General features: G+C 64.8%; 19 protein-coding genes and 2 pseudogenes. 11 read left to right on the forward strand and 10 right to left on the reverse strand.

Annotated features, from left to right (window positions below; genetic code table 11):
- Positions 1 to 79 precede the first annotated feature (79 nt).
- On the forward strand, positions 80 to 1,828 hold the full coding sequence (locus tag ACIQYU_RS25365) for a sigma-54-dependent Fis family transcriptional regulator (RefSeq protein WP_207835176.1): 1,749 nt from the start codon (positions 80 to 82) through the stop codon (positions 1,826 to 1,828).
- Between the two features lie 232 nt (positions 1,829 to 2,060).
- On the opposite strand, the gene ACIQYU_RS25370 is transcribed toward ACIQYU_RS25365, so the two are convergent.
- The 3 genes and pseudogenes from ACIQYU_RS25370 to ACIQYU_RS25380 all read right to left on the reverse strand — a co-directional run.
- On the reverse strand, positions 2,061 to 3,749 hold the full coding sequence (locus ACIQYU_RS25370) for a bifunctional diguanylate cyclase/phosphodiesterase (protein WP_063913996.1): 1,689 nt from the start codon (positions 3,747 to 3,749) through the stop codon (positions 2,061 to 2,063).
- A 13-nt stretch (positions 3,750 to 3,762) separates the two neighbouring features.
- A complete protein-coding gene (locus ACIQYU_RS25375; RefSeq protein WP_402802666.1) occupies positions 3,763 to 4,737 on the reverse strand; it encodes a methyl-accepting chemotaxis protein in 975 nt (324 codons plus the stop codon).
- 261 nt (positions 4,738 to 4,998) lie between these two features.
- A pseudogene (locus ACIQYU_RS25380) lies at positions 4,999 to 5,328 on the reverse strand (PAS domain-containing protein); the annotation flags it as partial.
- 492 nt (positions 5,329 to 5,820) lie between these two features.
- On the opposite strand from ACIQYU_RS25380, the gene ACIQYU_RS25385 reads away from it, so the two are divergent.
- From ACIQYU_RS25385 to ACIQYU_RS25400, 4 genes are all read left to right on the forward strand, one after another.
- A complete protein-coding gene (locus tag ACIQYU_RS25385; protein WP_003260726.1) occupies positions 5,821 to 7,131 on the forward strand; it encodes a C4-dicarboxylate transporter DctA in 1,311 nt (436 codons plus the stop codon).
- Positions 7,132 to 7,175: 44 nt separating this feature from the next.
- Complete coding sequence (locus ACIQYU_RS25390; RefSeq protein WP_207835172.1) at positions 7,176 to 7,880, forward strand: FadR/GntR family transcriptional regulator; 705 nt, start codon at positions 7,176 to 7,178, stop codon at positions 7,878 to 7,880.
- 16 nt (positions 7,881 to 7,896) lie between these two features.
- Positions 7,897 to 8,565, forward strand: a complete 669-nt coding sequence (locus ACIQYU_RS25395) for a GntR family transcriptional regulator (RefSeq protein ID WP_207835170.1) — start codon at positions 7,897 to 7,899, stop codon at positions 8,563 to 8,565.
- A 95-nt stretch (positions 8,566 to 8,660) separates the two neighbouring features.
- Complete coding sequence (locus ACIQYU_RS25400) at positions 8,661 to 9,722, forward strand: hypothetical protein (RefSeq protein ID WP_402802657.1); 1,062 nt, start codon at positions 8,661 to 8,663, stop codon at positions 9,720 to 9,722.
- Between the two features lie 121 nt (positions 9,723 to 9,843).
- Here the strand turns inward: ACIQYU_RS25400 and ACIQYU_RS25405 are convergent, their stop codons facing one another.
- Positions 9,844 to 10,272 carry a PACE efflux transporter gene (locus ACIQYU_RS25405; RefSeq protein ID WP_063913990.1) on the reverse strand — a complete coding sequence of 143 codons (429 nt, stop codon included), beginning with the start codon at positions 10,270 to 10,272 and terminating at the stop codon, positions 9,844 to 9,846.
- 102 nt (positions 10,273 to 10,374) lie between these two features.
- Between ACIQYU_RS25405 and ACIQYU_RS25410 the strand changes: the two genes are divergently transcribed.
- The 3 genes and pseudogenes from ACIQYU_RS25410 to ACIQYU_RS25420 all read left to right on the forward strand — a co-directional run bounded on the left by ACIQYU_RS25410 (position 10,375) and on the right by ACIQYU_RS25420 (position 13,282).
- Positions 10,375 to 11,253, forward strand: coding sequence for a LysR family transcriptional regulator (locus ACIQYU_RS25410; protein ID WP_402802659.1), 879 nt, complete (start codon positions 10,375 to 10,377; stop codon positions 11,251 to 11,253).
- Positions 11,254 to 11,395: 142 nt separating this feature from the next.
- Positions 11,396 to 12,427: pseudogene (mcpA, locus tag ACIQYU_RS25415) on the forward strand (methyl-accepting chemotaxis protein McpA); the annotation flags it as partial.
- Between the two features lie 114 nt (positions 12,428 to 12,541).
- Positions 12,542 to 13,282, forward strand: a complete 741-nt coding sequence (locus ACIQYU_RS25420; RefSeq protein WP_370290711.1) for a methyl-accepting chemotaxis protein — start codon at positions 12,542 to 12,544, stop codon at positions 13,280 to 13,282.
- Between the two features lie 112 nt (positions 13,283 to 13,394).
- Here the strand turns inward: ACIQYU_RS25420 and ACIQYU_RS25425 are convergent, their stop codons facing one another.
- From ACIQYU_RS25425 to ACIQYU_RS25435, 3 genes are all read right to left on the reverse strand, one after another.
- Positions 13,395 to 14,459: a hypothetical protein gene (locus ACIQYU_RS25425; RefSeq protein WP_207835162.1), complete on the reverse strand. Its 1,065-nt coding sequence runs from the start codon at positions 14,457 to 14,459 to the stop codon at positions 13,395 to 13,397.
- Between the two features lie 67 nt (positions 14,460 to 14,526).
- Complete coding sequence (locus ACIQYU_RS25430) at positions 14,527 to 14,904, reverse strand: RidA family protein (protein ID WP_207835160.1); 378 nt, start codon at positions 14,902 to 14,904, stop codon at positions 14,527 to 14,529.
- Positions 14,905 to 14,916: 12 nt separating this feature from the next.
- On the reverse strand, positions 14,917 to 16,053 hold the full coding sequence (locus ACIQYU_RS25435; RefSeq protein WP_233688350.1) for an FAD-binding oxidoreductase: 1,137 nt from the start codon (positions 16,051 to 16,053) through the stop codon (positions 14,917 to 14,919).
- Positions 16,054 to 16,168: 115 nt separating this feature from the next.
- Here ACIQYU_RS25435 and ACIQYU_RS25440 point away from each other — a divergent pair, with 115 nt between their 5' ends.
- Together ACIQYU_RS25440 and ACIQYU_RS25445 are read left to right on the forward strand one after the other, a co-directional pair.
- The gene (locus tag ACIQYU_RS25440; protein WP_233688351.1) at positions 16,169 to 16,762 is read left to right on the forward strand and encodes a helix-turn-helix domain-containing protein; all 594 of its coding nucleotides are present in this window, start codon (positions 16,169 to 16,171) and stop codon (positions 16,760 to 16,762) included.
- Positions 16,763 to 17,023: 261 nt separating this feature from the next.
- Positions 17,024 to 17,809: a sulfite exporter TauE/SafE family protein gene (locus ACIQYU_RS25445; protein ID WP_063913983.1), complete on the forward strand. Its 786-nt coding sequence runs from the start codon at positions 17,024 to 17,026 to the stop codon at positions 17,807 to 17,809.
- 3 nt (positions 17,810 to 17,812) lie between these two features.
- On the opposite strand, the gene ACIQYU_RS25450 is transcribed toward ACIQYU_RS25445, so the two are convergent.
- Both ACIQYU_RS25450 and ACIQYU_RS25455 read right to left on the reverse strand, forming a co-directional pair.
- A complete protein-coding gene (locus ACIQYU_RS25450) occupies positions 17,813 to 18,352 on the reverse strand; it encodes a histidine phosphatase family protein (RefSeq protein ID WP_207835151.1) in 540 nt (179 codons plus the stop codon).
- 189 nt (positions 18,353 to 18,541) lie between these two features.
- Complete coding sequence (locus ACIQYU_RS25455) at positions 18,542 to 20,776, reverse strand: TonB-dependent siderophore receptor (RefSeq protein WP_233688352.1); 2,235 nt, start codon at positions 20,774 to 20,776, stop codon at positions 18,542 to 18,544.
- A gap of 333 nt (positions 20,777 to 21,109) precedes the next feature.
- On the opposite strand from ACIQYU_RS25455, the gene ACIQYU_RS25460 reads away from it, so the two are divergent.
- Positions 21,110 to 22,339, forward strand: a complete 1,230-nt coding sequence (locus ACIQYU_RS25460; protein ID WP_233688353.1) for an MFS transporter — start codon at positions 21,110 to 21,112, stop codon at positions 22,337 to 22,339.
- On the opposite strand, the gene ACIQYU_RS25465 is transcribed toward ACIQYU_RS25460, so the two are convergent.
- Positions 22,336 to 24,144 carry an ABC transporter ATP-binding protein/permease gene (locus ACIQYU_RS25465; RefSeq protein ID WP_233688354.1) on the reverse strand — a complete coding sequence of 603 codons (1,809 nt, stop codon included), beginning with the start codon at positions 24,142 to 24,144 and terminating at the stop codon, positions 22,336 to 22,338. The genes ACIQYU_RS25460 and ACIQYU_RS25465 overlap by 4 nt on opposite strands.
- Between the last annotated feature and the right edge of the window lie 224 nt (positions 24,145 to 24,368).

Consider the following 24,368-nt stretch of genomic DNA (forward strand, 5'->3'; position numbering starts at 1 on the left):
TGCCGGTTTGACATTGAACAACCGTGCACAACACTGAACAGCGGTCGGCCCCATGACAACAATCACACAGGACAGGCCCATGGCCGCATCCGCTTCACCCCATGCCCAACTGATCCAGGCCTCCTGGGCCCGCTGCCGCGACCACGGTTTGCAACCCCAGCACGCCCCGGACTTCGACTGCCTGACCCACGCCGAGCTGAGTGCCCTGCTGGAGCGGCGCCAGGCCCTGCTGCGCCTGACCCGGGAAGCGGTGCTGCCGCAGTATGCGCACCTGCTGGGCAATGCCAGCTACCTGGTGATGCTGGCCGATGCCAGCGGCTGCCTGCTCGACAGCTGGGGCTCGCGGCGTTTCATCGAGCCGCGCCAGCAACATGGCTTCAGCGCCGGTGCCCACTGGCACGAGCGCGGCGTCGGCACCAATGCCCTTGGTACCGCACTGGTCTGCGCCGAGGCGATCCATGTCGGTCAGGACGAGCACTTCCTGCGCCAGAACCGCTATATGTCCAGCGCCGCCGCGCCGCTGTTCGACGCTGCGCGGCAACTGGTCGGGGTGCTCGATGTGGCCAGCGACGGCTATCTGCCAGCCAGCCAGACGCTGGGCCTGGTACGCATGATGGGCCAGAGCCTGGAGAACCGCCTGATCCTCGCCGAGCATGCCGACCAGCACGCGCAACTGATCTTCAACAGCGCCTCCGACAACCTCGACAGCCCCTGGGCCGGCCTGCTGGTGTTCGATGAGCACGGGCAGGTGCTGGCTGCCAATCACCGGGCCGACACCCTGCTCGGCGGCAACCCGCTGCAGCAGAACATCGCACAACTGTTCCAGTTGCCCCTGCAACAGCTGCTCAGCCATCCCCGGCAACAGCCCTTCGCCCTGCAAGCCATCGGGCGCAACCGCTTTCACTGCCAGTGGCAGCCGCCGCGCGCGGCCCCCAGCCGCCCCGCCGCCAGCAACGCTGAGCCACGCCTGGAGAAGGCTCTGGCACAGGCCTGCCTGCTGTTGGAAAAGGACATCCCGGTGCTGGTACAGGGTGAAACGGGCGTCGGCAAGGAGGTATTCGTCGACACCCTGCACCGGGCCAGCAGCCGCGCCAGCCAGCCGCTGGTCGCGGTCAACTGCGCGGCGATCCCGGCCGAGCTGGTGGAATCGGAGCTGTTCGGCTACGACAAGGGCGCGTTCACCGGCGCCCACCAGAAGGGCAACCCGGGGCTGATCCGCAAGGCCCACCACGGCATCCTGTTCCTCGATGAAATCGGCGACATGCCGTTGCCCACCCAGGCCCGCCTGCTGCGCGTGCTGCAGTCGCGCAGCATCCAGCCATTGGGCAGCGGCGAACCGGTGGCAGTGGATATCCGCGTGGTGTCGGCGAGCAACCGCGACCTGGCCGAAGAGGTGCGCGCCGGGCGCTTTCGCCAGGACCTGTATTACCGCATCGCCGGGCTGGCGGTGGTGTTGCCGCCGCTGCGCGAGCGCAGTGACCGCCGACAGCTGATCGAGCAGGTGCATGCGCGCTACCGCGACCCCGGGCAACCCGCGCGGCTGCCTGCGGCCATTATCGAGCTGTTCGATCGGCACCCCTGGCCAGGTAACGTGCGCGAACTGGTGAGTGTGCTGCAGGTGGCACTGGCCTTGGCGGGTAACGGGCCGGTCGGCCTGGAACACTTGCCTGCGGGATTTCTCGCCGAGTCGCAAGTGCCTGTGCCGGTCGCGACCGAAGAGGCGGACCTGCACGCGCTGGTGGCGCAAGCCAACGGCAACCTTTCAGCGGTGGCGCGCAGGCTTGGCATCAGCCGCACCACGCTGTACAAGCGGTTGCGTGAGCGATGATCGCCCTGGTCTGTACCGGCCTCATCGCCGGCTCAGGCAAGCCCCCGTCTCAACGTCCGGGATATCCCTTTGGGGGCAGCTTTGGCCGCACACAACCCAACGCGGTGCATGGCACCGGCTGCGCCGGTGTTCGCGGCTAAAGCCGCTCTCACAGGGTCCCTGCCAATTCAATGAGCAATTCTGTAAAAGCCGGTATGGGCAAAGCTCCCCTCTCCAACCCGCTGACGTGTAATCAAGGATCGCGCCATTGCGCCGGCTGCCGATAGGCCTGCGCCCAGGCTTGCACCGCACTGGCCGGCATCGGCCGGGCGATGCAGTAACCCTGCGCCAGCTCGCAGCCCAGGCCCATCAGTACCCGGCCGTGCTCGACGCTCTCCAGCCCTTCGGCAATCACCTCACGGCCAAACGCCCGCGCCAGGCCGATCACCGCCCTGGTCAGCGCCAGGTCGTCCTGGTCATGCAGGATGTCGCGCACGAACGACTGGTCGATCTTGATCGTCTGGGTCGGCAAGCGCTTCAGGTAACTCAGCGATGAATAGCCGGTGCCGAAGTCGTCCAGGGAGAAACGCACACCCTGCGCGCGGCAGGCATCGAGGCAGCGGCTGACATGCTGCAGGTTGTCGATGGCCACCGACTCGACGATTTCCAGGTCCAGCCGCGCCGGGTCCACCTCCGGGTGCGCCGCCAGCAACTGCTGCAGGCGTTCGGCAAAGTCACTGCGCTGCAAATGCCGCGCGGCGATATTCACGCTCAGTGACCAGGGCCGCCCCTGGCGCTGCCACACCTGTAGCTGGTTCAGCGCCTGGACGAGCACCCACTCGCCGATTTCCACGATCAGGTCGGTCTGCTCCACCCAAGGCAGGAAATCGCCAGGCGGTACCAGGCCACGGCCTGGCCGCTGCCAGCGCAACAAGCCCTCGAAACCCAGCACCTGGCCGCTGCGCAAGTTGACCTTGGGCTGGTAATACAGGCACAGCTCGCCGTTGTGCAGGGCCCGGCGCACCCGCGCCACGGTCTGATGGGTAGCCTTGAGCTCCTGTTCCTGGGACACGTCGAACAGGTGATAGCGGTTGCGCCCACGCTGCTTGGCAACGTACATGGCCTGGTCGGCATGGCGCACCAAGGTGTCGGCGTCCTCGTCGTCCTGCGGGTACAGGGTCACGCCAATACTGGCGCTAAGCGACAGGCGGTGCTCGCGCACCACATAGGGCGCCGCCAGTGCCTGCAGCACCCGACGCAGCGCCGCATGCAGCTGGCGGTCTTCGTCGACGTCGCGCAGGATCAGCACGAACTCGTCTCCCGAGAGCCGGGCCACCGCGTCGCCACCGCGCAGTATGTGCTTCAGCCGCTGCGCCACCTCGACCAGCAGCAGGTCGCCAATGGCATGCCCGTAGCCGTCGTTGACCGCCTTGAAGCCATCCAGGTCGAGCATGCACACCGCCAGCGGAATGTCTTCACGGCGCGAGTAGGCCAGGGCCTGGTTCAGCAGGTCGGACAGGTAAGCGCGGTTGGGCAGGCCGGTGAGCACGTCGTGGCCCACCCGCCATTGCAAGGCATGCAGCAGCTGGCGCTTCTCGGTGACGTCGAAACGGATCGACACGTACTTGCGCACCAGGCCGGTTAGCGGGTCGACCAGCGGCACCATGGTGCTGTCGACCCAGTACAGCGAGCCATCCTTGGCGCGGTTGCAGATCTCGCCCTTCCATACCCGGCCGGCGGCCAACGCCCGCCACATGCCGACGAAGAACTCCGGCTCGTGCAGGCCGGAGTTGAGAATGCGGTGATTGGCGCCCAGCAGCTCCTCGTGGCTGTAGCCCGAGATGCTGCAGAACTGCTGGTTGACGTAGGTGATGGTCCCACGCAGGTCGGTTTCGGAAAAAATCGCGGCCGCGTCCACGGCCGCACGATAGATGTCATCCATAAAGCATCCTGCCTTAGCGGTTGAAGCGCTCCACGAGGGCGCGCAATCCGGCGCACACCTCTTCCAGTTCGGCGCCGCGCGAAGCGGCAGCGTTGGCGCTGTGGGCGCTGTGCTGGGCAATGCCGGCCACGCCATTGATCTGCCGTGAAACGTCTGCGGCCACTGCCGACTGCTGCTGCGACGCCGTGGCCATCTGCTGGCTCATGTCGCTGATGCGCTGCACCGCGTCACGAATGCCATGCAGCGCCTGCCGGGCTTCCTGCACCTGGGCAACGCCCTGCTCGGCACCGTCGATGCCCTGGCTGGCGATCGCCACGGCTTCCTCGGCGCCACTGCGCAGGGCATCGATGATGGCCTGGATGTGCAAGGTAGACTGCCGGGTCTTGTCGGCCAGTGCCCGCACTTCGTCGGCGACCACGGCAAAGCCGCGGCCCTGCTCGCCCGCACGGGCCGCTTCGATGGCTGCGTTGAGGGCCAGCAGGTTGGTCTGCTCGGCAATGCCGCGGATCATCCCGGTGGCCTCGGCGATTGCACCGGTCTGACCAGCCAGGTGGCTGACCGCCTGGTTGATCTGGGCCACGGTACCGGCCAGGGTGCGAATCGCCGCGCCACTGGCATCGGCCACCTGGCTGCCCTGCTCGGCCAGCAGATGCGCGGTGTGGGCCTCGGCGGCGGTCAGCTGCACATGCCTGGCCACTTCACCGATGGACGCTGCCATCTGGTTCATGGCGGTGGCGCTCAGGTCGGTTTCCGCACGCTGCTCCAGCAAGGCCGACTCGGTACTGCGGGACAACTGCCCGGCATCATGGGCAGCCACGGCCATTTGCGCCGCGAGGTCGCTCAACCGGGTCAGCGCGGTTTTCAGCCGTGCCTCCTCACTGATCAGCATCAATTCCAGTTGCCCGGCGGCACCGGGCAGGTCGCTGTAGGTCAAGGCCGCGATCGGGTCGGCGAAAGTACCGGCGGCCCCCTGCACAACCTGCTGCATCTGCCGCCCGACGGCATCGCGCGCCCACAGGCCATAGGCCACCAACAGCCCTACGGTCAGCCCCTGCCCCACCAGGCCTGGCCACAGCTGGTTGGCGCCCAGCGCCAGCAGCCCGCTCGCCAGCGGCAGGGCCAGGGCCTGCGCCAGCAACGTCAGCCGACGTGGCCACGACAACACCGCCTGGCCATTGCGCAAGCGCGCATACAGGGCCTCGGCACGGGCCACCTGCTCACGCGTGGGGCAGACCCGCACCGACTCATAGCCAACCACCCGCCCGGCTTCGAGGATGGGTGTGACATAGGCATTGACCCAGTAGTAGTCACCATTGCGGCAGCGGTTCTTGACGATGCCCATCCAGCTCTTGCCGGCCTTCAGGTAGCGCCACATCAACGCGTACACCGCCGGCGGCATGTCCGGGTGGCGCACCAGGTTGTGCGGGCTGCCGATCAGTTCGGCCTCGCTGTACCCGCTGATGGCGGCGAATTCGGGGTTGCAGTAAGTGATCAGGCTGGCGGTGTCAGTAGCGGAAATCAGCCGTTGATCAGGTGGGAAACGTTGCTCGACCGGGGTGACCGGAAGGTTGAGACGCACAATGAGACTCCATTCATTTAAACGCCAGGAGCCTGCTCGCGGGCGATTACCAGGATGAATACCCCGTAATCGGCCCTTTAGTGACTTCCCGGTCGGGCGCGGATTCTACGAGGTCAGCCACATAATGCAAATAAACCTTACGAATCATAGCGTTATCAAAAATTTTGAAGTCGGCGTGGCGCTTGGCAAGCTGATTGCAGCCGTGCACAGGCACTGGCCAAAGCCTGATCTGATTCATGTGCGCAGTCCCTGTGGGATCGGCGGTTCGCCTGCGAACTGCCGATCCAACCCCATGCACCGAACCAGAGCCCGGCAGGCCGGATTGCCCCATAACTGGTCAGACCGGTAAGGCCAAAAATCCTTGCAATGTAGGATTTTTCGCGCTTTCATGGCTTCGCGCTGAACAAACCGGTAAGACCACAATAATTAAGTCCTGCGCTCTTTCGCCCCGTGCGGCTACCGAAGCAAGGACACCGATCAGAGATCCCTCCCATGCTCAAATGGTGCTCGCGTTCGATCTTCCTGCAAGTCGTGCTCGGCCTTGCCCTCGGCATCGCCTGCGGTCTCAGCTTCCCCGACCTCTCCCTGCAACTCAAACCCCTTGGCGACGGCTTCATCAAGCTGATCAAGATGCTCATCGGCCTGATCGTGTTCTGCGTGGTGGTCAGCGGCATCTCGGGTGCCGGCGACCTGAAAAAGGTCGGGCGCATCGGCCTGAAGTCGGTGATCTACTTCGAAGTGCTGACCACCCTGGCACTGGTGATCGGCCTGGTGTTCGCCTTCACCAGCGGCATCGGCAGCGGCGCCAACATCCACCTGGACCAACTGTCCAGCGCCGACGCCAGCAGCCTGGCCGAGCGCGGCCAGCACATCCATGGCGCGACGGCGTTCTTCATGGACCTGATCCCCACCTCGGTGATCGGCGCCTTCGCCGACAACAACATTCTCCAGGTGCTGCTGTTCTCGGTACTGTTCGGCAGCGCACTGAACCTGGTGGGCGATTCCGCAGCCGGCATCTCGCGGCTGATCAACGAGCTGAGCCACGTGATCTTCCGCATCATGGGCATGATCGTGCGCCTGGCCCCCATCGGCGTGTTCGGCGCCATCGCCTTCACCACCAGCAAGTACGGCCTGGAATCGCTGCAACACCTGGGCGGGCTGGTGGCGCTGTTCTACCTGACTTGCGCCGGCTTCGTACTGATCGTGCTGGGCACGGTCATGCGCCTGTCGGGCCTGAAGCTGCTGCCGCTGATCAAGTACCTGCGTGAAGAGCTGACCATCGTGCTGGGCACCGCCTCGTCCGACGCCGTACTGCCACAGATCATGCGCAAGCTGGAGCACCTGGGCATCGGCAGTTCCACCGTCGGCCTGGTGATCCCCACCGGCTATTCGTTCAACCTCGATGGCTTCTCCATCTACCTGACCCTGGCCATCGTGTTCATTGCCAACGCCACCGGCACGCCACTGGCAATGACCGACCTGTTGACCATCCTGCTGGTGTCGCTGGTGACTTCCAAGGGCGCTCACGGCATCCCAGGCTCGGCGCTGGTGATCCTCGCCGCTACCCTGACCGCCGTGCCGGCGATCCCGGTGGTCGGCCTGGTGCTGGTATTGGCGGTGGACTGGTTCATGGGCATCGGCCGGGCACTGACCAACCTGATCGGCAACTGCGTGGCCACCGTGGCCATTGCCCGCTGGGAGAAGGACATCGACCTGGAGCGTGCGCACAACGTGCTCGACGGCAAACCCGGCTTCGCCCCCACGCCACGCAAGCAGCCCAACCCCCATCAACAGGAATTCTGAGCGAACGTGGCCGGCACCGACGCCGGCCCTTCCAGGAGCGAACCGTGATCAGCTCATCGACCGTCGTCAACTCAGTGGTGGAAAAACTGCGCCAGGCCCTCGCCCGCGGCCAATGGCGTACCGGCGACATGCTGCCAGGCCAGCGCGAGCTGGCCGAACAACTGGGCATCAGCCGCCCCAGCCTGCGCGAAGCGGTGACCGTGCTGGAAACCCTGGGCCTGGTGCGCTCGCTGCCAGGCAAGGGCGTGCTGGTGCTGGATGCCGACGCTGCAGGCCAGGAACCGAGCCTGGACACCAGCACCGCAGCCAGCCTGGCCGACGTGCTGGAGCTGCGCTACACCCTTGAACCCTTCATCGTCGGCCTGGTGGCGCAGTCGGCCAACAGCCAGGACATCGGCCAGCTGCGCCTGACCCTGATGGACATGCGTGAAGCGCTGGAGGCCGATGACAGCGAAGCCGGAGTCCGCGCCTATATCGCTTTCCATGAAGCGCTGTTCGCCCTGACCACCAACCCGATCTTCCAGAGCGTGGTGCAACAGACCGGCAATGCCCTCAAGCAGAGCGCCGACATGCTGCGCAATTCGCCAGAGCACCTGGCCGCACGGCTGAAGGAGAACGAAGCGGTGGTGCGTGCCATACGTGAACGCAGCAGCGCCCAGGCCAGTGCCCAGATGCGCCAGCACATCCTGGCCGAAGGGCTGCGCATGGGCATCCCGTTGAACATCCCGGACGAACACCCGCATCCATGACCCAAGGAGAGCGACCATGAACGCCGCCCCCCACTTGCCGACCCTGCTCGCGGCTGGCGAAACCCGCCTGTCGGCCGAGCAGATCTACCCGCGGCTGTTCGATGCCATCCTCGAACAGCGCCTGCCACCTGGCAGCCTGTTGCCCGAACAGGCGCTGGGCCATGCCTTTGGTGTCAGCCGTACAGTGATCCGCCGCGTGCTCGGGCGCCTGTCCGACCAGCAGGTGGTGGTGCAGCGCCCCAGCCACACTGCGCATTTGGCCGCGCCCGACCCGGAGCAGGCACGCCAGGTGCTCAGCGCCCGGCGCCTGGCCGAAACCACGCTGATCACCCTGGCCGCGCAACGCGCCCGGCCAGTGCAGATTCGCCAGCTGCGGCAACTGGTGGAACGCGAGCGCCAGCACCATGAAAACGGCGAGCGTTGTGCGGCGATTCGCCTGGGCGGCGAGTTTCACCTGAAACTGGCGCAAGTGGCCGCCAATGCGCCACTGGCGCGGTTTCTCAATGGCCTGGTGCCGATGACCTCGCTGATCATCGCCCGCTACGAGTCGCCGTGCTGCGACCACTGCGCGTGGGAGGAACATGCGGCGATCATCGATGCCGTGGAGCACGGTGATGCCGAGGCGGCGCTAGGGCTGATGCACAAGCACCTCGACCGCCTGGAAGAAAAGCTCGACCTGGATTGACCCGGGCCGCTGCCGGCGATGGGCTGCACGGCAGCCCCCTCAACCCCACCCTATACTCCGAGAACCACCCCAGCCTCTATCAGGGAGGCGGTTGCGTGAGCACTCGAGTCCTCCTGCTGCTGTGCCTGCTGCTGGCCCTGGCCGGCTGCGCAGGCAAGCCTCCATCTGCCCCGCCGCCACCCGTGGTGGTCACCCCCGCCACCTGGCAACGCATCGACCAGGAACTGATCGACGCCTCGGTCGGCGCCGCCAGCTCGGCCAACGACTATGCCCGGCGCTCCATGCGGGTGTGGAAGGAACAGGTACAGCGGCGCACCGAAAGCGACTTCATCCCCTGGTTCACCGGCTACTGGACCCAGCAGTGGCTGACCCTCAAGGTGGCCTGGTACAAGATCGACAGCGGCGAAGGCCGGGAGCCGGCAGAAAAACGTCTGGCGCTGTACCTGCAGGAGCAGTACCACAAGCGGGTGATCGAACCGGTGGCCGAGCAGATCAACCCCGAAGGCATCCGCGACCGTGCCTGCGAGCTGTACCTGCAACTGCTCGGCCAGCAGCTGCCGGCCATCATCAGCCGCTACAACGCGCCCCCCGAGCAGTTCAGCCAGCGCCTCAACCGCATTCCCGCCATCGCCCTGGGGCCGCCAGATGCGCGTAATGCCAGCCTGTATCAACTGCTGCGGGCCAAGTCGCTGGCCCAGCAACCGGCCTGGCAAGCCATGCGCCAACACCTCCACCAGCAGGCCAGCAAGGGCCCCGGGAAGACCGATGTCGGGCTGAACTCGGTAGCCAACCAGGCCAGCGAAAAACTCGGCGCCACCCTGGCCCCGCGCGGCATCGCCAGCGCCGTGGCGTCAGCGGTGGGCAAGGTGGCGGGGGCGATGATTTCGATTGCGGCAGCCGGCTACGGAATCATGACCCATGACCGCGAACACCCGCAGATGGTCGAGCAGCTGCGGGTGATCCTCAACGTGGCGCTGAGCCAGGAATGGCAGGAACTGATGGAGAACCGCCAGAGCGGGGCCATGGCAGGGGTGTATTACCTGTCGGGGCAGGTCGAGGACAGTTTGCTGGCCAGTGCGCCGCGGCCGGCTGAACAACCGGTTGAGCAGCAGGTGAAGCAACAGCAGGAGCCTTTGATCATTCGCCTGCCGCCTTAGCCATTGTCTGTACTGGCCTCTTCGCGGGCTCGCCCGCTCCCACAGGGGTATCACAGGTCTTGAGAATTGTGGAAATCCTGTGGGAGCGGGCGTGCCCGCGAACAGGGCGGCTCAGGCTGAATCAGGCTGTCGCCATTGCCGAACTGGGCAACCCGAACACCCGGTCGAACGCCCAGTTGTAGGCAAAGGTGTAGCACGGCACCAGCACGATGAACGCCATGTCCACCAGCAACGCCTCCAGCAAAGTCATGTCCAGCCACCAGGCAATCAGCGGAATCAGGTACACCACCAGGGTCAGCTGGAAGCCGATGGCATGCGCCACCCGCCGCGCCACGCTACGCCCGCGCTTTGCCTGACGGCTCTCCCACCACTCGAACAGGGTGTTGTAGATCAGGTTCCAGAGCATGGCGATGGTGGTGATCATCACCGCCAAAGGCCCGGTATGGGACGCTTGGCTGTCCGACAGGTAGGCCAGTCCGAGGGTCGACATGCACAACCCGATCAGTTCATAAAAAGTCACGTAGACCAGTTTGCGTTTGAGTCCCTGCACCCGGGAGTACCTCCAATGACAAAAGCGATGGGGCGCGATCGTGCTTCATCATGCTTGACAGCAAAAGTCAGCAGCTGTCAGATTTTCTGACAGGAGGCTGCCATGAACTTTTCCAGCGACAACATCCAGCTGTTTCTCGCCGTGCTCGACCGCGGATCGTTTTCCGCCGCCGCGCGCGCCCTGCAGCGGGTACCTTCGGCCGTGAGCATGGCCGTCGGCAACCTTGAGGCCGAACTGGGCTACACCTTGTTCGAACGCGGCCCGCGCGAAGTCCGCCCGACCGCGCAGGCCATCGCGCTGGAACCCCATGCCCGGCTGATCGCCGAGCAACTGGGGCTACTGCAGGTGCATGCCCTAGAGCTGTCCCAGGGGCTGGAGAGCAGCCTGACCCTGGCCGTGGTGCCGGACATCGACCACCGCCCGCTGCTGGCGGCCATCGCTCGCCTGGGTGAGCGCCACCCGCTACTGGACATCGCCCTGCTCAGTGCCCCGCAGGAAGAAGCCTTGCACCTGCTGGACAGCGGCCGCGCCGACCTCTGCATCGCCTTTGCCGGGCTGCAGGTCGATGCCCGTCGTGGCTTCCAGCACATCGGCATGGAGTCGCTGATAGCCACCCTGTCCCCCGCCCACCCGGCCTTGCGCGAAGGGCGTATCCACTACCTCGAGGACCTGACCCGGGTGCGCCAGATACTGGTACGCAGCCGGGACTTGCCGCTGGCCGACCCACGCCCGCTGATAGGCGCCACGCACTGGTCCACCGACAGCTTCGACCTCGCCCTGCAGATGGTGGAAGCCGGCCTGGGCTGGGGTGACTTGCCGCTGTCACGGGTCGCGCCACTGCTGGCCAGCGGGCGCCTGGTGCGCCTGGACTTTCGCAACACCCGCAACGAACTGCAGTTGCCGGTACACATCTTGTGGCGCAAGCAACAACCGTTGCAGCAGGCTGCACGTCTGTTGATAGAGCAGTTGTGTAGCCCGTGAATACCGTCTGTCGAAACGACCGTAAGAATTTTCTGTAAGAGCATCAATCTTTTACCCCTTGAGCCGATATCCCGGTCGATAGGTTCCGCAATGCGTCATGAGCGCGCTGCGCCCTCCCCTCACTGGCCCAAGGTCTCGAAACATGAACCTGAAATTTCGCCACAAGATCCTGCTCAGCGCCTGCGGCGTCGTGGTCCTGGCATTTGCCCTGTTCACGCTCTACAACGACTACCTGCAACGCAATACCATCCGCCAGAACATCGAAGCTTCGGTGCAGCAGTCGGGCGCACTGACCGCCAGCAGTGTGCAGAACTGGATGAGCGGGCGCATCCTGGTCCTGGAAAACCTGGCCCAGGACATCGCCCAGCAAGGCGCTGGCGACACCCTGGACGGGCTGATCGAGCAGCCGTCCTATACGCGCAATTTCCTGTTCACCTACCTGGGCCAGGCCAACGGTGCGTTCACTCAGCGCCCCAATGCGCAGATGCCCGCCGGTTACGACCCACGTCAGCGCCCGTGGTACGGCGCCGCTGCCAGCGCCGGGCAGTCCGTGCTGACTGCCCCGTACCAAGGCGCTGTCGGCGGCCTGATGGTAACCATCGCCACGCCTGTGAAAAGCAAGGGCAATGGCGAACTGATGGGTGTGGTCGGCGGTGACGTCACCCTCGACACCCTGGTCGAGATCATCAACTCGGTCGATTTCGGCGGCATCGGCCACGCCTTCCTGGCCGACAGCAATGGCCAGGTGATCGTCAGCCCCGACAAAGACCAGGTGATGAAGAACCTCAAGGACATCTACCCCGGCAGCAACCTGCGGGTCGCCGCCGGCATGCAGGATGTCACCCTCAATGGCCAGGACCGCATCATCTCCTTCGCCCCGGTGGCCGGCCTGCCTTCGGCACAGTGGTACATCGGCCTGTCGATCGACAAGGACAAGGCCTACGCCGCGCTCAGCCAGTTCCGCACCTCGGCGATCATCGCCATGCTGATTGCCGTGGCCGCCATCGCCGGCCTGCTTGGCCTGCTGATCCCGGTGCTGATGAACCCGCTGACCACCATGGGCCGCGCCATGCGCGACATCGCCGAGGGCGAAGGTGACCTTACCCGCCGCCTGACCGTACAGAACAAGGACGAATTCGGCGAACTGGCCACATCGTTCAACCGCTTTGTCGAGCGCATTCATGCCTCGATCAGCGAAGTGTCCTCGGCCACCCGCCTGGTGCACGACCTGTCGGAGAAGGTGGTCAATGCCTCCAATGCATCGATCATCGGCTCCGAAGAGCAAAGCATGCGCACCAACAGCGTGGCCGCAGCGATCAACGAGCTGGGTGCCGCCACCCAGGAAATCGCCCGCAACGCCGCCGATGCCTCGCAGCATGCCAGCGGTGCCAGCGAACAGGCCCACGGTGGCCGTGAAGTGGTCGAAGAAGCGATCAGCGCCATGACCGCCCTGTCGCAGCGCATCAGCGAGTCCTGCGCACAAATCGAAACGCTCAACGCCAGCACGGACGAAATCGGCAAGATCCTCGACGTGATCAAGGGCATCTCGCAGCAGACCAACCTGCTGGCGCTGAACGCCGCCATTGAAGCGGCCCGTGCCGGTGAAGCCGGCCGCGGCTTTGCCGTGGTGGCCGACGAGGTCCGCAACCTGGCGCACCGCACCCAGGAATCGGCGGAAGAAATCCACCGCATGATCACCAGCCTGCAGGTAGGCTCGCGCGAAGCGGTGCACACCATGAACACCAGCCAGGTTTCCAGCGAGCAGACCGTGCAGGTAGCCAACCAGGCTGGCGAACGCCTGGCCAGCGTGACCCAGCGCATTGGCGAGATCGATGGCATGAACCAGTCGGTGGCTACGGCTACCGAAGAGCAGACCGCCGTGGTCGAGAGCCTCAACCTGGACATCACCCAGATCAACGCCCTGAACCAGCAAGGGGTGGAGAACCTCAACGAGACCCTGCGCCATTGCGACCAACTGGCCCAGCAGGCCGGGCGCCTGAAGCAATTGGTAGGCAGTTTCAGGATCTGATGGACCAAGGGGGCGCTCTGCGCCCCAATCGCGACGCAAGGCCGCCCCCACAGGTGCCATGCGGTCCTTGTGGGAGCGGCCTTGTGTCGCGATTGGGCTGCGCAGCAGCCCCCTACGCCACCGCCGCTTTGACCACTTTGCTCCGCCGCACCCAGGCCAGCAGCACCGCAGCCATCAGCACAAAGCCCAGGTAGCCGAACAACGGGTACACCTCGCCCACCAGGCTGATGAACCCCACCAGGCTGCAGCCCAACGCCACCACCCCAGTCACCACCGACCCCCAGCGGAACGTCGCCGTGCCCACCGGCAACAGCCGCGAAAGGAACGAAAACAACGTACCCACCGCGGTGTTGACGATCATGCCGAAGATGATCAGGCACATCACCAGCCCCAGCAGCGGTGACACTTCGTTGGCAATCGACAGCATTGGCATCGGCAGGTCAGCCACGCTGTCCAGGCGCGACAACAGCCCGGCACTCATCACCAGCATCAGGCCGCCCAGTGCTGCACCACCGAGCAGTCCACCCCAAACCGCGGTTTTCTCGCCCTTGGCCGAGCCGCCCAGAATGGCCAGGATCGGCGCGCCGGCAACGATGTTGTAGGACACGTACAAGAACGCCCCCAGCAGCCAGTGACGGGTGCCGGCCTGTTGCTGGCTGGCCAGCAGGTCAAGCTGGGCGAAACTCTGCTCACGGGTGAATACTGCGTACAGCGCAATCGCCGACGCCACCAGGATCAGCAACGGCGTGATGGCGCCAATGGCGAGGATCACCTTGCGCACGTCCAGGCACACGATGCCCACCACCACAAGCGTCACCAGCACGCTGCCGGTCAGTGCCGGGATGCCGAACTGCTGCTCCAGCAAGGCGCCACCGCCGGCCAGCATGACCACGGTGACGGCGAACATGAAAAAGGTGATCAGCCAGTCGACGAACAGGCCCAGGTGACGGCCGCAGATGGCCTGGATCACATCCTTGTGCGAGGTGGCCTGCTGGCGATTGCCCAGTCCCGCCAGGGCCATGCCGAGGAAGGTGAACAAGGCCGCGCTGACCAGCGTACCGGCCAGCCCCCACACACCGAAATCGACAAAGAACAACAACAGTTCCCGCCCCGAAGCGAACCCTGCCCCCACGATCACGCCGACAAATGCGCCGGCGATCTTCAGCTGCTCTTGCATGTGCACCTCTGGATTTATTGTTGTTGTCTTACTGCCACCGCATCGCTTTTTGGGGCTATTTGTTCGGTCACGAATCGCCGACAAACGCCTGCACTTCGATCTCCACATCCACCCCCAGCGCCAATGCCGAGGCTACGGTCGAGCGCACCGGCAGCGCTGCGCCGAAGAATTCCTTGTACACCTCGTTGAAGCCGGCGAAGTGGCTCATGTCCGACAGCCATACCGTGGCCTTGACCACCTGGTCGAAACGCGCGCCACAGGCCGCCAGGCTTTCGGCGATGCGCTCGCAGGCGGCGCGGGTCTGGGTCTGGATGTCCCCGCGCACCACTTCGCCGCCGGCACTCATCGGCACCTGGCCGGAGAGGAACAGGAAACCGCCGGCTTTCACCGCACGGGAAAACGGGAACGGAAGGCTGCTGGGGAAACGCTGGATATCATTGCTCATGGAATGCTCCTTTCAGGGTTGTTGGAAACGGGCCGGGGACAGGCGCTCGGGCACCACCCCCTGGCTGACAAGACCGGGACACAGGGGTTGCCGCAGCAGCAGGTCGGCGGCCAGGCGCGAGGCGCCCGCAGCCGACTGGATGCCATAGCCACCTTGTGCCGCCAGCCAGAAGAATGCGGGTGCATGCGCATCGAAACCGATCACCAGGTCGCCGTCGGCGACGAACGAGCGCAGCCCGGCCCAGGTGTGGCTCGGCCGGCGGATCGCCAGGGTGGTCATGGTTTCGATGTTGTAGATGCCCAACGCCACGTCGAACTCCTCGGGCGCGGCGTCCTGGGGTTCGACCGGGTCGGCATTGGCCGGCGAACCCAGCAACTGGCCGGCGTCTGGCTTGAAGTAGAAGCTTTCGTCAACGCCGATCACCGCCGGCCAGCGGGCGAAGTCCTGATCTGCCGGGCCGGGGAAGGTAAAGGCACTGCGTCGGCAGGGTTGCAGGCCGATACGCGCCACACCGCACTGCTCGGCCACGCGGTCGGCCCAGGCGCCTGCGGCATTGACCAGCTGGCGCGCATGCACGCGACTGCCATCGCCCAGCTCCACCTGCCACAGGTTATCCAGGTACCAGGCCTGGATCAGCTCGGCGTTGCAGCGCAGTTCACCGCCAGAGGCGCGATAGCCGCGCAGGAAGCCCTGGTGCAGGGCATGTACGTCCAGGTCCATGGCGCCCGCTTCGAGCACCGCGCCGGCCAGGGTCTCGCCACGCAGGCTCGGCACCAGGGCCAGGGCGGCGTCGCGGTCAAGCAGGCTGACCTCGGTGCCATTGGCCAGGTTCTGCGCATAGGTCTGCTCAAGCAGCGCGCGCTGTTCCAGGCTGGCGACGTACAGGCAGCCGCGCGGTTCCAGCAGCGGGTGCTCGCAGAAGCCCTGCGGTGGAGCTTCGTAGAAGGCCCGGCTGGCGCGGGTCAGCGCCTGGATCTGCGGGGTGCCGTAGGCCTCCATGAACATGGCTGCCGAACGCCCGGTGGAATGGTAGCCAGGCTGTGCCTCGCGCTCGAGCAGCAGCACCTTCTGCTGGCCGGCCAGGCGATAGCCCAGCGATGCACCGGCAATGCCGGCGCCGATGATCAGGGTGTCGTAGATCGGGGTCATGCTCATTCCTGCCCGGCAAATTATCATTTGTGAGAATTCTAATATATGAGAATTTACGAATACGCAAGGGTCCAAGGTAAGATGCCCGACCAACGCTGCATGCCGAGATCCCCGAATGCCCGCTGCCCTACCCCTGCTGGACCGTGCCGTAGTCGGCCAGCGCCTGCGCCAGGTGCGCAAGGCGCGCCAGATGACCCTCAAGCAATTGTCCGAAGCCAGTGGCGTCCCGCTGTCTACCTTGTCGAAAATGGAGCTGGCGCAGGTCTCGGTCAGCTACGAAAAACTCGCCGCCGCCGCCCGGGCGCTGAATGTCGACATTACCCAGCTGTTGCGCGCCAGCGGCACGGTCACGGCGCCGGTACCGGTGACCGTGGTGGTCGAGTCGCTGCCGGGCGCGGCGGGCTACTCGACCGGCACCTATGAATATCACCCGATCGCCGGCGACTTCCCCGAACGGCGCATGACACCCGCCTATGCCCGCATCATTGCCCGTGAACGCGGCCAGTTCGACGATTTTATCCGCCACCCTGGGCAAGAGTTCGCGTTGGTGCTGAGCGGGCGCGTTCGTATCGAGTTCGAAACCGGCGAAGCGGTGAGCATCGGGCCGCAGGAGACGGCATATTTCGACAGCCAGGTGGGGCATATCTACCTGTCGGAAAGTGACGATGGCGCAGATGCACATGTGATGGTGGTGATGACTGATCGCTGACAGGCCCTCATGAAGCAACTGCCTTGCTAAAAATCCGAAAACCGGCGCGATCCCCTGCGGGAGCGGGTTTACCCGCGAACACGGGCGAAGCCCGTGCCATCCACCGCGGCGCCTGCTTCGCGGGTAAACCCGCTCCCACAGGGAACCTATTCAGCCCCTGACTCGGTTATAACCTAATAACGAACAAGTCTATTTGGCTATAAAAAAATCTATATGCTGGCTGCATCCGATAACGGGCAAAGTTGGGCAGTCGAGTAGCGTATGGATGTAGGTTCTTTCGGTTTCACCATTGCAGGCCTGATCGTAGGTTTCATCGTCGGCATGACCGGCGTCGGTGGCGGCTCGTTGATGACCCCGATCCTGTTGTGGTTCGGCATCAGCCCGGCAACGGCCGTCGGCACCGACCTGCTCTATGCCGCCATCACCAAGGCCAGTGGCGTCTGGGTGCATGCGCGCAACAAGAACGTCGACTGGAAGATCACCGGCCTGCTCAGCCTGGGCAGCGTGCCCGCGGCGGCACTGACCCTGTGGTTCCTCAGCACCCTGCACACCGACACCTCGGCACTCAACGCCGTCATCAAGCAAGGCCTGGCGGTGGTGCTTATCCTGACCGCGCTGGCCATCCTGTTCAAATCGCGTCTTCAGGCCTTCGCCAGCCGCCACGCCGGTGACCACTACCACCTCAGCGACCGCAGCCTGAACACCCTCACCGTGCTCACCGGCGTGGTGCTGGGGGTGATGGTCACCCTCACCTCGATTGGCGCTGGCGCACTGGGTACCGTGGCGTTGTTCCTGCTGTACCCCTTCCTGGTCACCCGCCGCCTGGTCGGTACCGAAATCGCCCATGCCGTGCCACTGACCCTGGTAGCGGGCCTGGGCCATGCGGGCATGGGCAACATGGACTGGTCGCTGCTGGGCTACCTGCTGCTGGGCTCACTGCCAGGCATCTACCTGGGCAGCCACCTTACCGGGCGGATTTCCGACCGCGTACTGCGCCCGTGCCTGGCGGCGATGCTGCTGCTGATCGGCTACAAGCTGGCGTTCTGACCTTCAGCCCAGGCGCAGGCGCCACTGCCCGGTCAGGCTCAGCTGCAGACGCGACAGCGGCAACACGTCGATCCGCTGGCTGGCACTCATCGGGCAGCCAAGCACCTGCACCAGCACGGCGCGCATGACCATCGGGTGGGTAACCGCCAGCCATTCACCCGGCCTGTCGAAGGCCGCCAACCAGGCGGCCATGCGCTGGCAAAGCACAGCGAACGACTCGCCGCCGTGCACCTCACTGGCCGGGTCCTGCAGCCATTCGGTCAATGCCTGCGGTTGCTCGGCCTGCAATTGCTTGAGCGTCAGCCCTTGCCAACGCCCCAGGTCGCAATCGGCCAGGGCCGGCTCGACCTGAGCCTGCCCCGAAAACCACGCCGCCGTCTCACAGGCTCGTCGCTCTGGCGCAGTCAGCACCTGCACACCTGAAAGGTCGGCGAAAGGCTGTTGGAGCAACGGCAGGATGCCGTCGTCCGCACGGTGCAGGCGCCCGGTCTTCTGGGCCTGGGTCAGGGCGTGGCAGATCAGGGTCAGGCGGGCGGCTTTCACCGGGTTTATCTCGCAGCGGGCTGGGGCGCATGGTTTAGCATGCTGTGGCAATTTTTGCCGCAACATTATGGCACCGGCTGCGCCGCTGTTCGCAGGCAAGCCCGCTCCCACAGGGATAGCGCATGGCTTGAGGCCGATGCGCTCGAGGTGGAGCTTGCCGGCGAATGGGCCGCACAGCGGCCCGTGGTGTCAGAAGTTGATGTTCAGCGCAGCGAACACCGCCCGGCCCGGCTGGTTATAGGTATTTGCGCCCGAAGTACTGGCGTTGCCGCCACGCAAGATCTGCTTGTCGAACACGTTGTTCACCCCCACCCGCACGTCGTAGTTGGCGTTGAACTTGTACCCGGCGCTCACATCCACCAGCCCGTAGGCTTCCACATCCTGTTGCGCCGCCTTGTCGTAGGCTTGCTGGGTACGGTCGTTGTAGGTCGGCGACTTCTGCTTGCCGAAGTAAGTACCCGCCACCTGGAACGACAGCTTGTCGGTAGCGCGCCAGTCGAGGGTGGTGTTGACAGTGTATTCCGGGATCACCGACAGCGGCTCGCCGGTCTCGCGGTTGTCGTTGTCGAGCATCCAGGTCAGGTTGGTGTTCCAGTCCAGGGCCGGTGTCAGCTCGATGAACAGGTTGCCTTCGATGCCTTCCACCCGCGCCTTGCCGGCGTTGTCCCACTGGGTCACGCGGCTGCCAGTGCCGATGGTGTACAGCACATCGGTATCACCGATGATCTTGTTCTTGTAGTCGTTGCGAAAGTACGTGGCACTGGTGCGCCAGGTACCACGGTCGTAGAGCAGGCCGATTTCCTTGTTGACGCTGATCTCGGGCTTGAGGTCGGCGTTGCCCTGCAGGTAGCAGCCACCGTTGTTGGCCTGCTGCACACTGCAACCGTTGCCACGGCTGTACAGCAAGTAGTTGGGGTTGGACTGGTACAGGTTCGGGGTTTTGTAGGCGCGCGCGATGCCGCCTTTGACCGACAGCGCTTCGGTCAGCTTGTGCGACAGGTTAAGGCTGGGGCTGAAGTTGTCGCCGAAGGTTTCGTGGTGATCAAAGCGCAGGCCCGGGGTAATGGTGGTGTCACCGACTATGATGTTGTCCTCGACGAACAGCGCATAGCTGCGGGCGGTCGTCTTCGAGCTGCTGCGGTCGAAACCGACCAGCCCGTCATTACCCGTGGGGTCCGAGCTTTGCGGGCGCAGCGAGCCCTGGTCATTGAGCGCCTCGTACAGGTATTCGCCACCCAGGGTCAGCACATGCTCGGTGCTGCCCACGGCGAATGGCAGGTTCACCTCACTGCTCAGGCGTGTGTTGCGCAAGCGCGACATCGCGGCGCCTTCGGCGTTGGGGGCACCTTCGGTGCGGCCTGCCAGGCCCTCGTTGAGGCGCCAGTTACGCACGTACTCGTAGGCCAGCACGGTCTTGCTGGTACCCCAGGTGAAATCGCCCAGATGGGTCAGGTCGTAGGTACTGCGCTGCATCACATTGGTTTCATGGCCATACAGGCTGGACACGAACTCGACGTCGCCACCGCCGTTACTGTTCATGGTGTCGCCAGCAAAGATATTGCCCTGGCGGCTGTAGCCGACGCTGGCCTCGAGGCGGTGCTCGTCGTTCAGCTTCCAGCTCAGCAGGCCATTGATGTCCTTGTTGCGCACCCCTTCGCGGCCCGCCACCAGCGCGCTGGTGGCATGCCCGGCGTTGATGTCCAGGTCGTCGGCATCGGTCTTGGCCAGGCCGCCGTACAGGCGGAAACCGAGGTTATCGGTCAGGCCGCCACCCAGGTTGAAGTTGGCCCGGCGGCTGGCGCCCTCGGCGCTGTCTTCCGGCAACTGGGTGTACAGGCTGACGCTACCCTTGAGTGCGTCGGTGGGGCGCTTGGTGATGATGTTGACCACCCCGCCCATGGCGCCGGAGCCGTAGCGTGCGGCCGCCGGGCCACGCAGGATCTCGATGCGCTCGACCGCTTCGGCCGGTACCCAGTTGGTTTCACCGCGGGTATCGCGGTCGCCGTTCCAGCCATAGCGCACGGCATTGCGTGCGCTGGATGGCTTGCCGTCGATGAGGATCAGGGTGTTTTCCGGACCCATGCCGCGCAGGTCGATCTGCCGGTTGTTGCCCCGCGCGCCGCTGGCGCTGTTGCCGGTCAGGTTGACCCCGGGTTCGCGGCGAATGATGTCGGACAGGTCATTGGCCGGCGGGTGGCGCTTGATGTCTTCGGCGGTGATGATCGACGTGCCCAGGGCCTGGCGTGCCTCCCGCTCGGCGGTGACCAAGGTGTCCTCGATCACCAGCGCGTTGTCGGCAACCGGCATCTCCAGCACCTCACCCGTGCGCTTTTCTTCTGCCTGAGCCGCGCTGGCCACCATGACCGGTGACGCCAGCGCGACGAACGCCAGGGCCAGGCTGTTGGGTGAAGTCTTGCACTGCATGGGTACATCTCCTGCGATTCATGAGCGAAACGGCACATCCCTGTCGGAAACCGGGGGCCCTCGCCCACCGGCCTCGCAAACACAGTTTGGTGGCCAACAGGGATGGTAAATATAGAGATTCCTAAATGAGTTTGAATCTTATTTACGAAGTTTACATGTTTGTAACGGAACTTTGCCGACAAGATTGCGTTGCTGACACATAGCCCCTTGAATCAGCGGGCCCCCTGTGGGAGCGGGCCGCTTGCGAATTCAGTTCTCTACGCGACAGCGCAGCCCAAAGGGCTGGGCAATCTCCTACAGTTTCGAAGGTAGCCCTCTGCCGAGTCCCCCCTGATGCGCAGCCACGAAGAATGCCGCCCCACGAACACCACCAGGCCCGTGGTGAAGATCCCTCGCAGCGTCTGGGCGTTGGGCTTCGTGTCGATGTTTATGGACATTTCCTCGGAAATGATTCACGCCCTGCTACCGCTGTACATGGTCACCGTGCTCGGCACCTCGGTAGTGGCGGTGGGCTTTATCGAAGGCATCGCCGAGGCGACTGCCTCGATCACCAAGGTTTTCTCCGGCGCCCTCAGCGACCGTCTGGGCAAGCGCAAGCTGCTTACGGTTCTGGGCTATGGCCTGGGGGCGCTGAGCAAACCCGTGTTCCCCATGGCCTCCGGGCTGGAATGGCTGACCGCGGCACGCTTCGTCGACCGGGTCGGCAAGGGTATTCGTGGGGCGCCGCGCGACGCACTGGTGGCGGATGTCACGCCCGCTGAACTGCGTGGTGCAGCCTTCGGCCTGCGCCAGGCGCTGGACACCGTGGGCGCCTTCCTTGGGCCGTTGCTGGCGATCCTGTTGATGTGGCTGACCTCAAGCCATTTCCAGACGGTGTTCTGGGTGGCGGTGATCCCGGCGTTCGTGGCGGTGTACATCCTCATCGCCTTCGTGCGCGAACCTGAAACGCCGGCCACCGCCCGGCCGGTACGCTCACCGTTGGCAGTACACGAACTGGCTCGCCTGGGCCCGGCCTACTGGCGGTTGATCGGCCTGGCCACGCTGTTCACCCTCGCCCGCTTCAGCGAGGCGTTTCTGCTGTTACGCGCCCAGGACATGGGCCTGGCGCCGCTGTGGGCGCCGGCAGTGCTGGTGCTCATGGCCTTGGCCTACTCGCTGTCAGCCTACCCCGCCGGGGCGCTGTCGGACCGCGTAGGCCGCCGTGGCGTGCTGATGACCGGGCTGGGGTTGCTGGTCACCGCCGACCTGCTGCTGGCCCTGCTGCCGGGCTGGGCCGGGCTGGCCATGGGGGTGGCCGCCTGGGGCCTGCACCTGGGCTTCAGCCAAGGCATCTTTGCCGCCATGATCGCCGACAGCGCCCCCGTCGACCTGCGCGGTACGGCCTTCGGCCTGTTCAACCTGCTGACCGGGGTGGCGCTGCTGGTGGCCAGCGTGGTGGCCGGGCTGCTGTGGGACGGGGCCGGTTTTCAGGCGACATTCCTGCTTGGCGCAGCATGTGCCGGCGGCACCTTGGTCGGGGTCGCATTGCTCAGATCAGGCCCGACCACCGGCAAGCCGAACTAGACCAGCGCTGGCTGCTGTTCCAGTAACGACCAGCCGCCATGCCCATCCACCTCCAGCCGGTGGGTATGGAACCCTGCCAGCGTGCTGCGGTGCCCGACACTGACCAGCAGCGCACCCGGCATTTCCGTGCGCAACAGCGAATACAGAGCATGCTCCAGCCCTTCGTCCATGGCCGAGGTGGACTCGTCAAGAAACACCACCTGAGGCCGGTTGAACAGCACCCGGGCAAATGCCAGGCGCTGCTGTTCACCGACCGAGAGAATGTGTGACCAGTCACAACTGACGTCCAGCCGCTCGGCCAGGTGGGCCAGGTTGACCTGGCGCAAGGCCTGCTGCATCCGCGTTTCGTCCTCAGGCTTGCTCGCCGCCGGGTAGGCGATGACGGTGCGCAGATCGCCCAGCGGCAGGTACGGCCGCTGCGACAGGAACAGCGCCTGGTGGCCCAGCGGCCGCCTGACCTCACCCTCGGCATACGGCCAGAGGCCCGCCAGCGCGCGCAGCAGCGTGGTTTTGCCGCTGCCCGACGGGCCCTTGATCAACAGCGCCTGGCCGGCGTGCAGGTCAAGGTCCAGGTCGGCGATAAGCGCATGCCCGTCCGGGCGCAGCACCTGCAGGCGGCTGATCGCCAAGGCATGCGCCTGGTCCTCGGTGATGACACGCGGCAAAGCGCTCGCCTGCTCGTTGGCATCGAGGAACCCGGTCAGACGGTCGAGGGTGGCCCGGTACTGGGCAAACGCATCATACGACTCGCGGAAGAACGACAACGAATCCTGCACCTGGCCAAAGGCCTGGGAAGTCTGCATGACATCGCCCAGCTTGATCGCCCCACTGAAGAAGCGCGGCGCCTGGAGAATGAACGGGAACACCACCGCAACCTGGCTCACGCCCAGGTTGAAACCACTGAATTTCAGGTTTCGGTACACCAGCGCCCAGGCATTTACGATCAAGGCACCAAAGCGACCCAGCAAGGTGCTCCGCTCGACCTGCGTGCCTTGGTAGAAGGCAATGTTCTCGGCGTTCTCGCGCAGGCGCATCAGCGCGTAACGGAAGTTGGCGGTGAGCTTTTCGTTGAGGAAGTTCAGGCGGATCAGCGGTCGCCCGAGGCGGAAGGCGATCCAGGTGGCGACGATGACATACAGGTACACGGCAAACACCATCGCCCGGGGTATCTCCACACCGGCGACAGCCAGCGGTGCCGACAGCCCCCAGAGGATACCGGTGAACGCCACCAGCGACACCAGCGCGCTGACTGCACCCAGGGCGAGGGTCACCGAGTTGCTGACAAAGGCGTTGACGTCCAGTTCGATACGTTGGTCGGGGTTGTCCACCGGCTCGGCGAGGAACTGGCCACGGTAGTAGGCATCGCCGTGCATCCAGTCGTGGGTCAGGCGCTCGGTCAGCCAGACCCGCCACTGGATGCTGAAGGCCTGGCTTACATAGAAGGTGAACAGCGAACGCAACACGTGGATGGTGGCCAATACCGCGAAGACGCCGAGCAGGTACCAGAATGCGGCTTGATCAAGGCCCTGCAAGGCGCTGTAGAAGCCGTTGTACCAGAACGAGAACAGCACGTTCAGGCGCACCGAGAATAGCGTCAGTACCAGCAGCAGGGCGAACACCAGTAACGGCCGCCAACTACGCCTGAAACTGAAATAGGGCCCGGCAAGCTGCCAGAACTGGCTACCCCAGCGCGTACAACGTACGGCCAGTGTGGCGGCTGCAGTGAAGCAGACAAGGGTGATGAACGAGGCGATTGCCAGCCAGCTCAGGCTCTCTTGCAGGGCCTGGTGCCAGTTCATTTCCATGATGAGTATCCGTGCTGAGTATTTCCGCGAGCGTAGCATTGACCTGTGATTCGTCAGGCATAAATGACGCACATTTCATGAATGCCTCCGGGAGCTACGCGGGCCCTGTGGGAGCGGCTTTAGCCGCAAAGCAGGCGACGCGGAGGATGGCACCGGCTTTGCCGGTGTTCGCGGGTGAACCCGCTCCCACAGGGGGCGCGTATGCCCGGGAGTTTTTGCGCCAC

Source organism: Pseudomonas sp. NPDC096925 (assembly GCF_044762545.1).
In the GTDB taxonomy this organism is placed as follows: domain Bacteria; phylum Pseudomonadota; class Gammaproteobacteria; order Pseudomonadales; family Pseudomonadaceae; genus Aquipseudomonas.

Excerpts from the sequence above, each read along its gene's own strand:
- ACIQYU_RS25365 (WP_207835176.1), top strand. The coding sequence starts at position 80 with ATGGCCGCATCCGCTTCACCCCATGCCCAACTGATCCAGGCCTCCTGG.
- ACIQYU_RS25465 (WP_233688354.1), bottom strand. The coding sequence starts at position 24,144 with ATGGAAATGAACTGGCACCAGGCCCTGCAAGAGAGCCTGAGCTGGCTG.
- ACIQYU_RS25395 (WP_207835170.1), top strand. The coding sequence starts at position 7,897 with ATGAACGCCGCCCCCCACTTGCCGACCCTGCTCGCGGCTGGCGAAACC.
- ACIQYU_RS25425 (WP_207835162.1), bottom strand. The coding sequence starts at position 14,459 with ATGCAAGAGCAGCTGAAGATCGCCGGCGCATTTGTCGGCGTGATCGTG.
- ACIQYU_RS25445 (WP_063913983.1), top strand. The coding sequence starts at position 17,024 with ATGGATGTAGGTTCTTTCGGTTTCACCATTGCAGGCCTGATCGTAGGT.
- ACIQYU_RS25370 (WP_063913996.1), bottom strand. The coding sequence starts at position 3,749 with ATGGATGACATCTATCGTGCGGCCGTGGACGCGGCCGCGATTTTTTCC.
- ACIQYU_RS25440 (WP_233688351.1), top strand. The coding sequence starts at position 16,169 with ATGCCCGCTGCCCTACCCCTGCTGGACCGTGCCGTAGTCGGCCAGCGC.
- ACIQYU_RS25375 (WP_402802666.1), bottom strand. The coding sequence starts at position 4,737 with ATGCAGCAGGTTGTGCAGGGGGCCGCCGGTACTTTCGCCGACCCGATC.
- ACIQYU_RS25460 (WP_233688353.1), top strand. The coding sequence starts at position 21,110 with ATGCGCAGCCACGAAGAATGCCGCCCCACGAACACCACCAGGCCCGTG.
- ACIQYU_RS25430 (WP_207835160.1), bottom strand. The coding sequence starts at position 14,904 with ATGAGCAATGATATCCAGCGTTTCCCCAGCAGCCTTCCGTTCCCGTTT.
- ACIQYU_RS25455 (WP_233688352.1), bottom strand. The coding sequence starts at position 20,776 with ATGCAGTGCAAGACTTCACCCAACAGCCTGGCCCTGGCGTTCGTCGCG.
- ACIQYU_RS25410 (WP_402802659.1), top strand. The coding sequence starts at position 10,375 with ATGAACTTTTCCAGCGACAACATCCAGCTGTTTCTCGCCGTGCTCGAC.
- ACIQYU_RS25420 (WP_370290711.1), top strand. The coding sequence starts at position 12,542 with ATGCGCACCAACAGCGTGGCCGCAGCGATCAACGAGCTGGGTGCCGCC.
- ACIQYU_RS25385 (WP_003260726.1), top strand. The coding sequence starts at position 5,821 with ATGCTCAAATGGTGCTCGCGTTCGATCTTCCTGCAAGTCGTGCTCGGC.
- ACIQYU_RS25435 (WP_233688350.1), bottom strand. The coding sequence starts at position 16,053 with ATGACCCCGATCTACGACACCCTGATCATCGGCGCCGGCATTGCCGGT.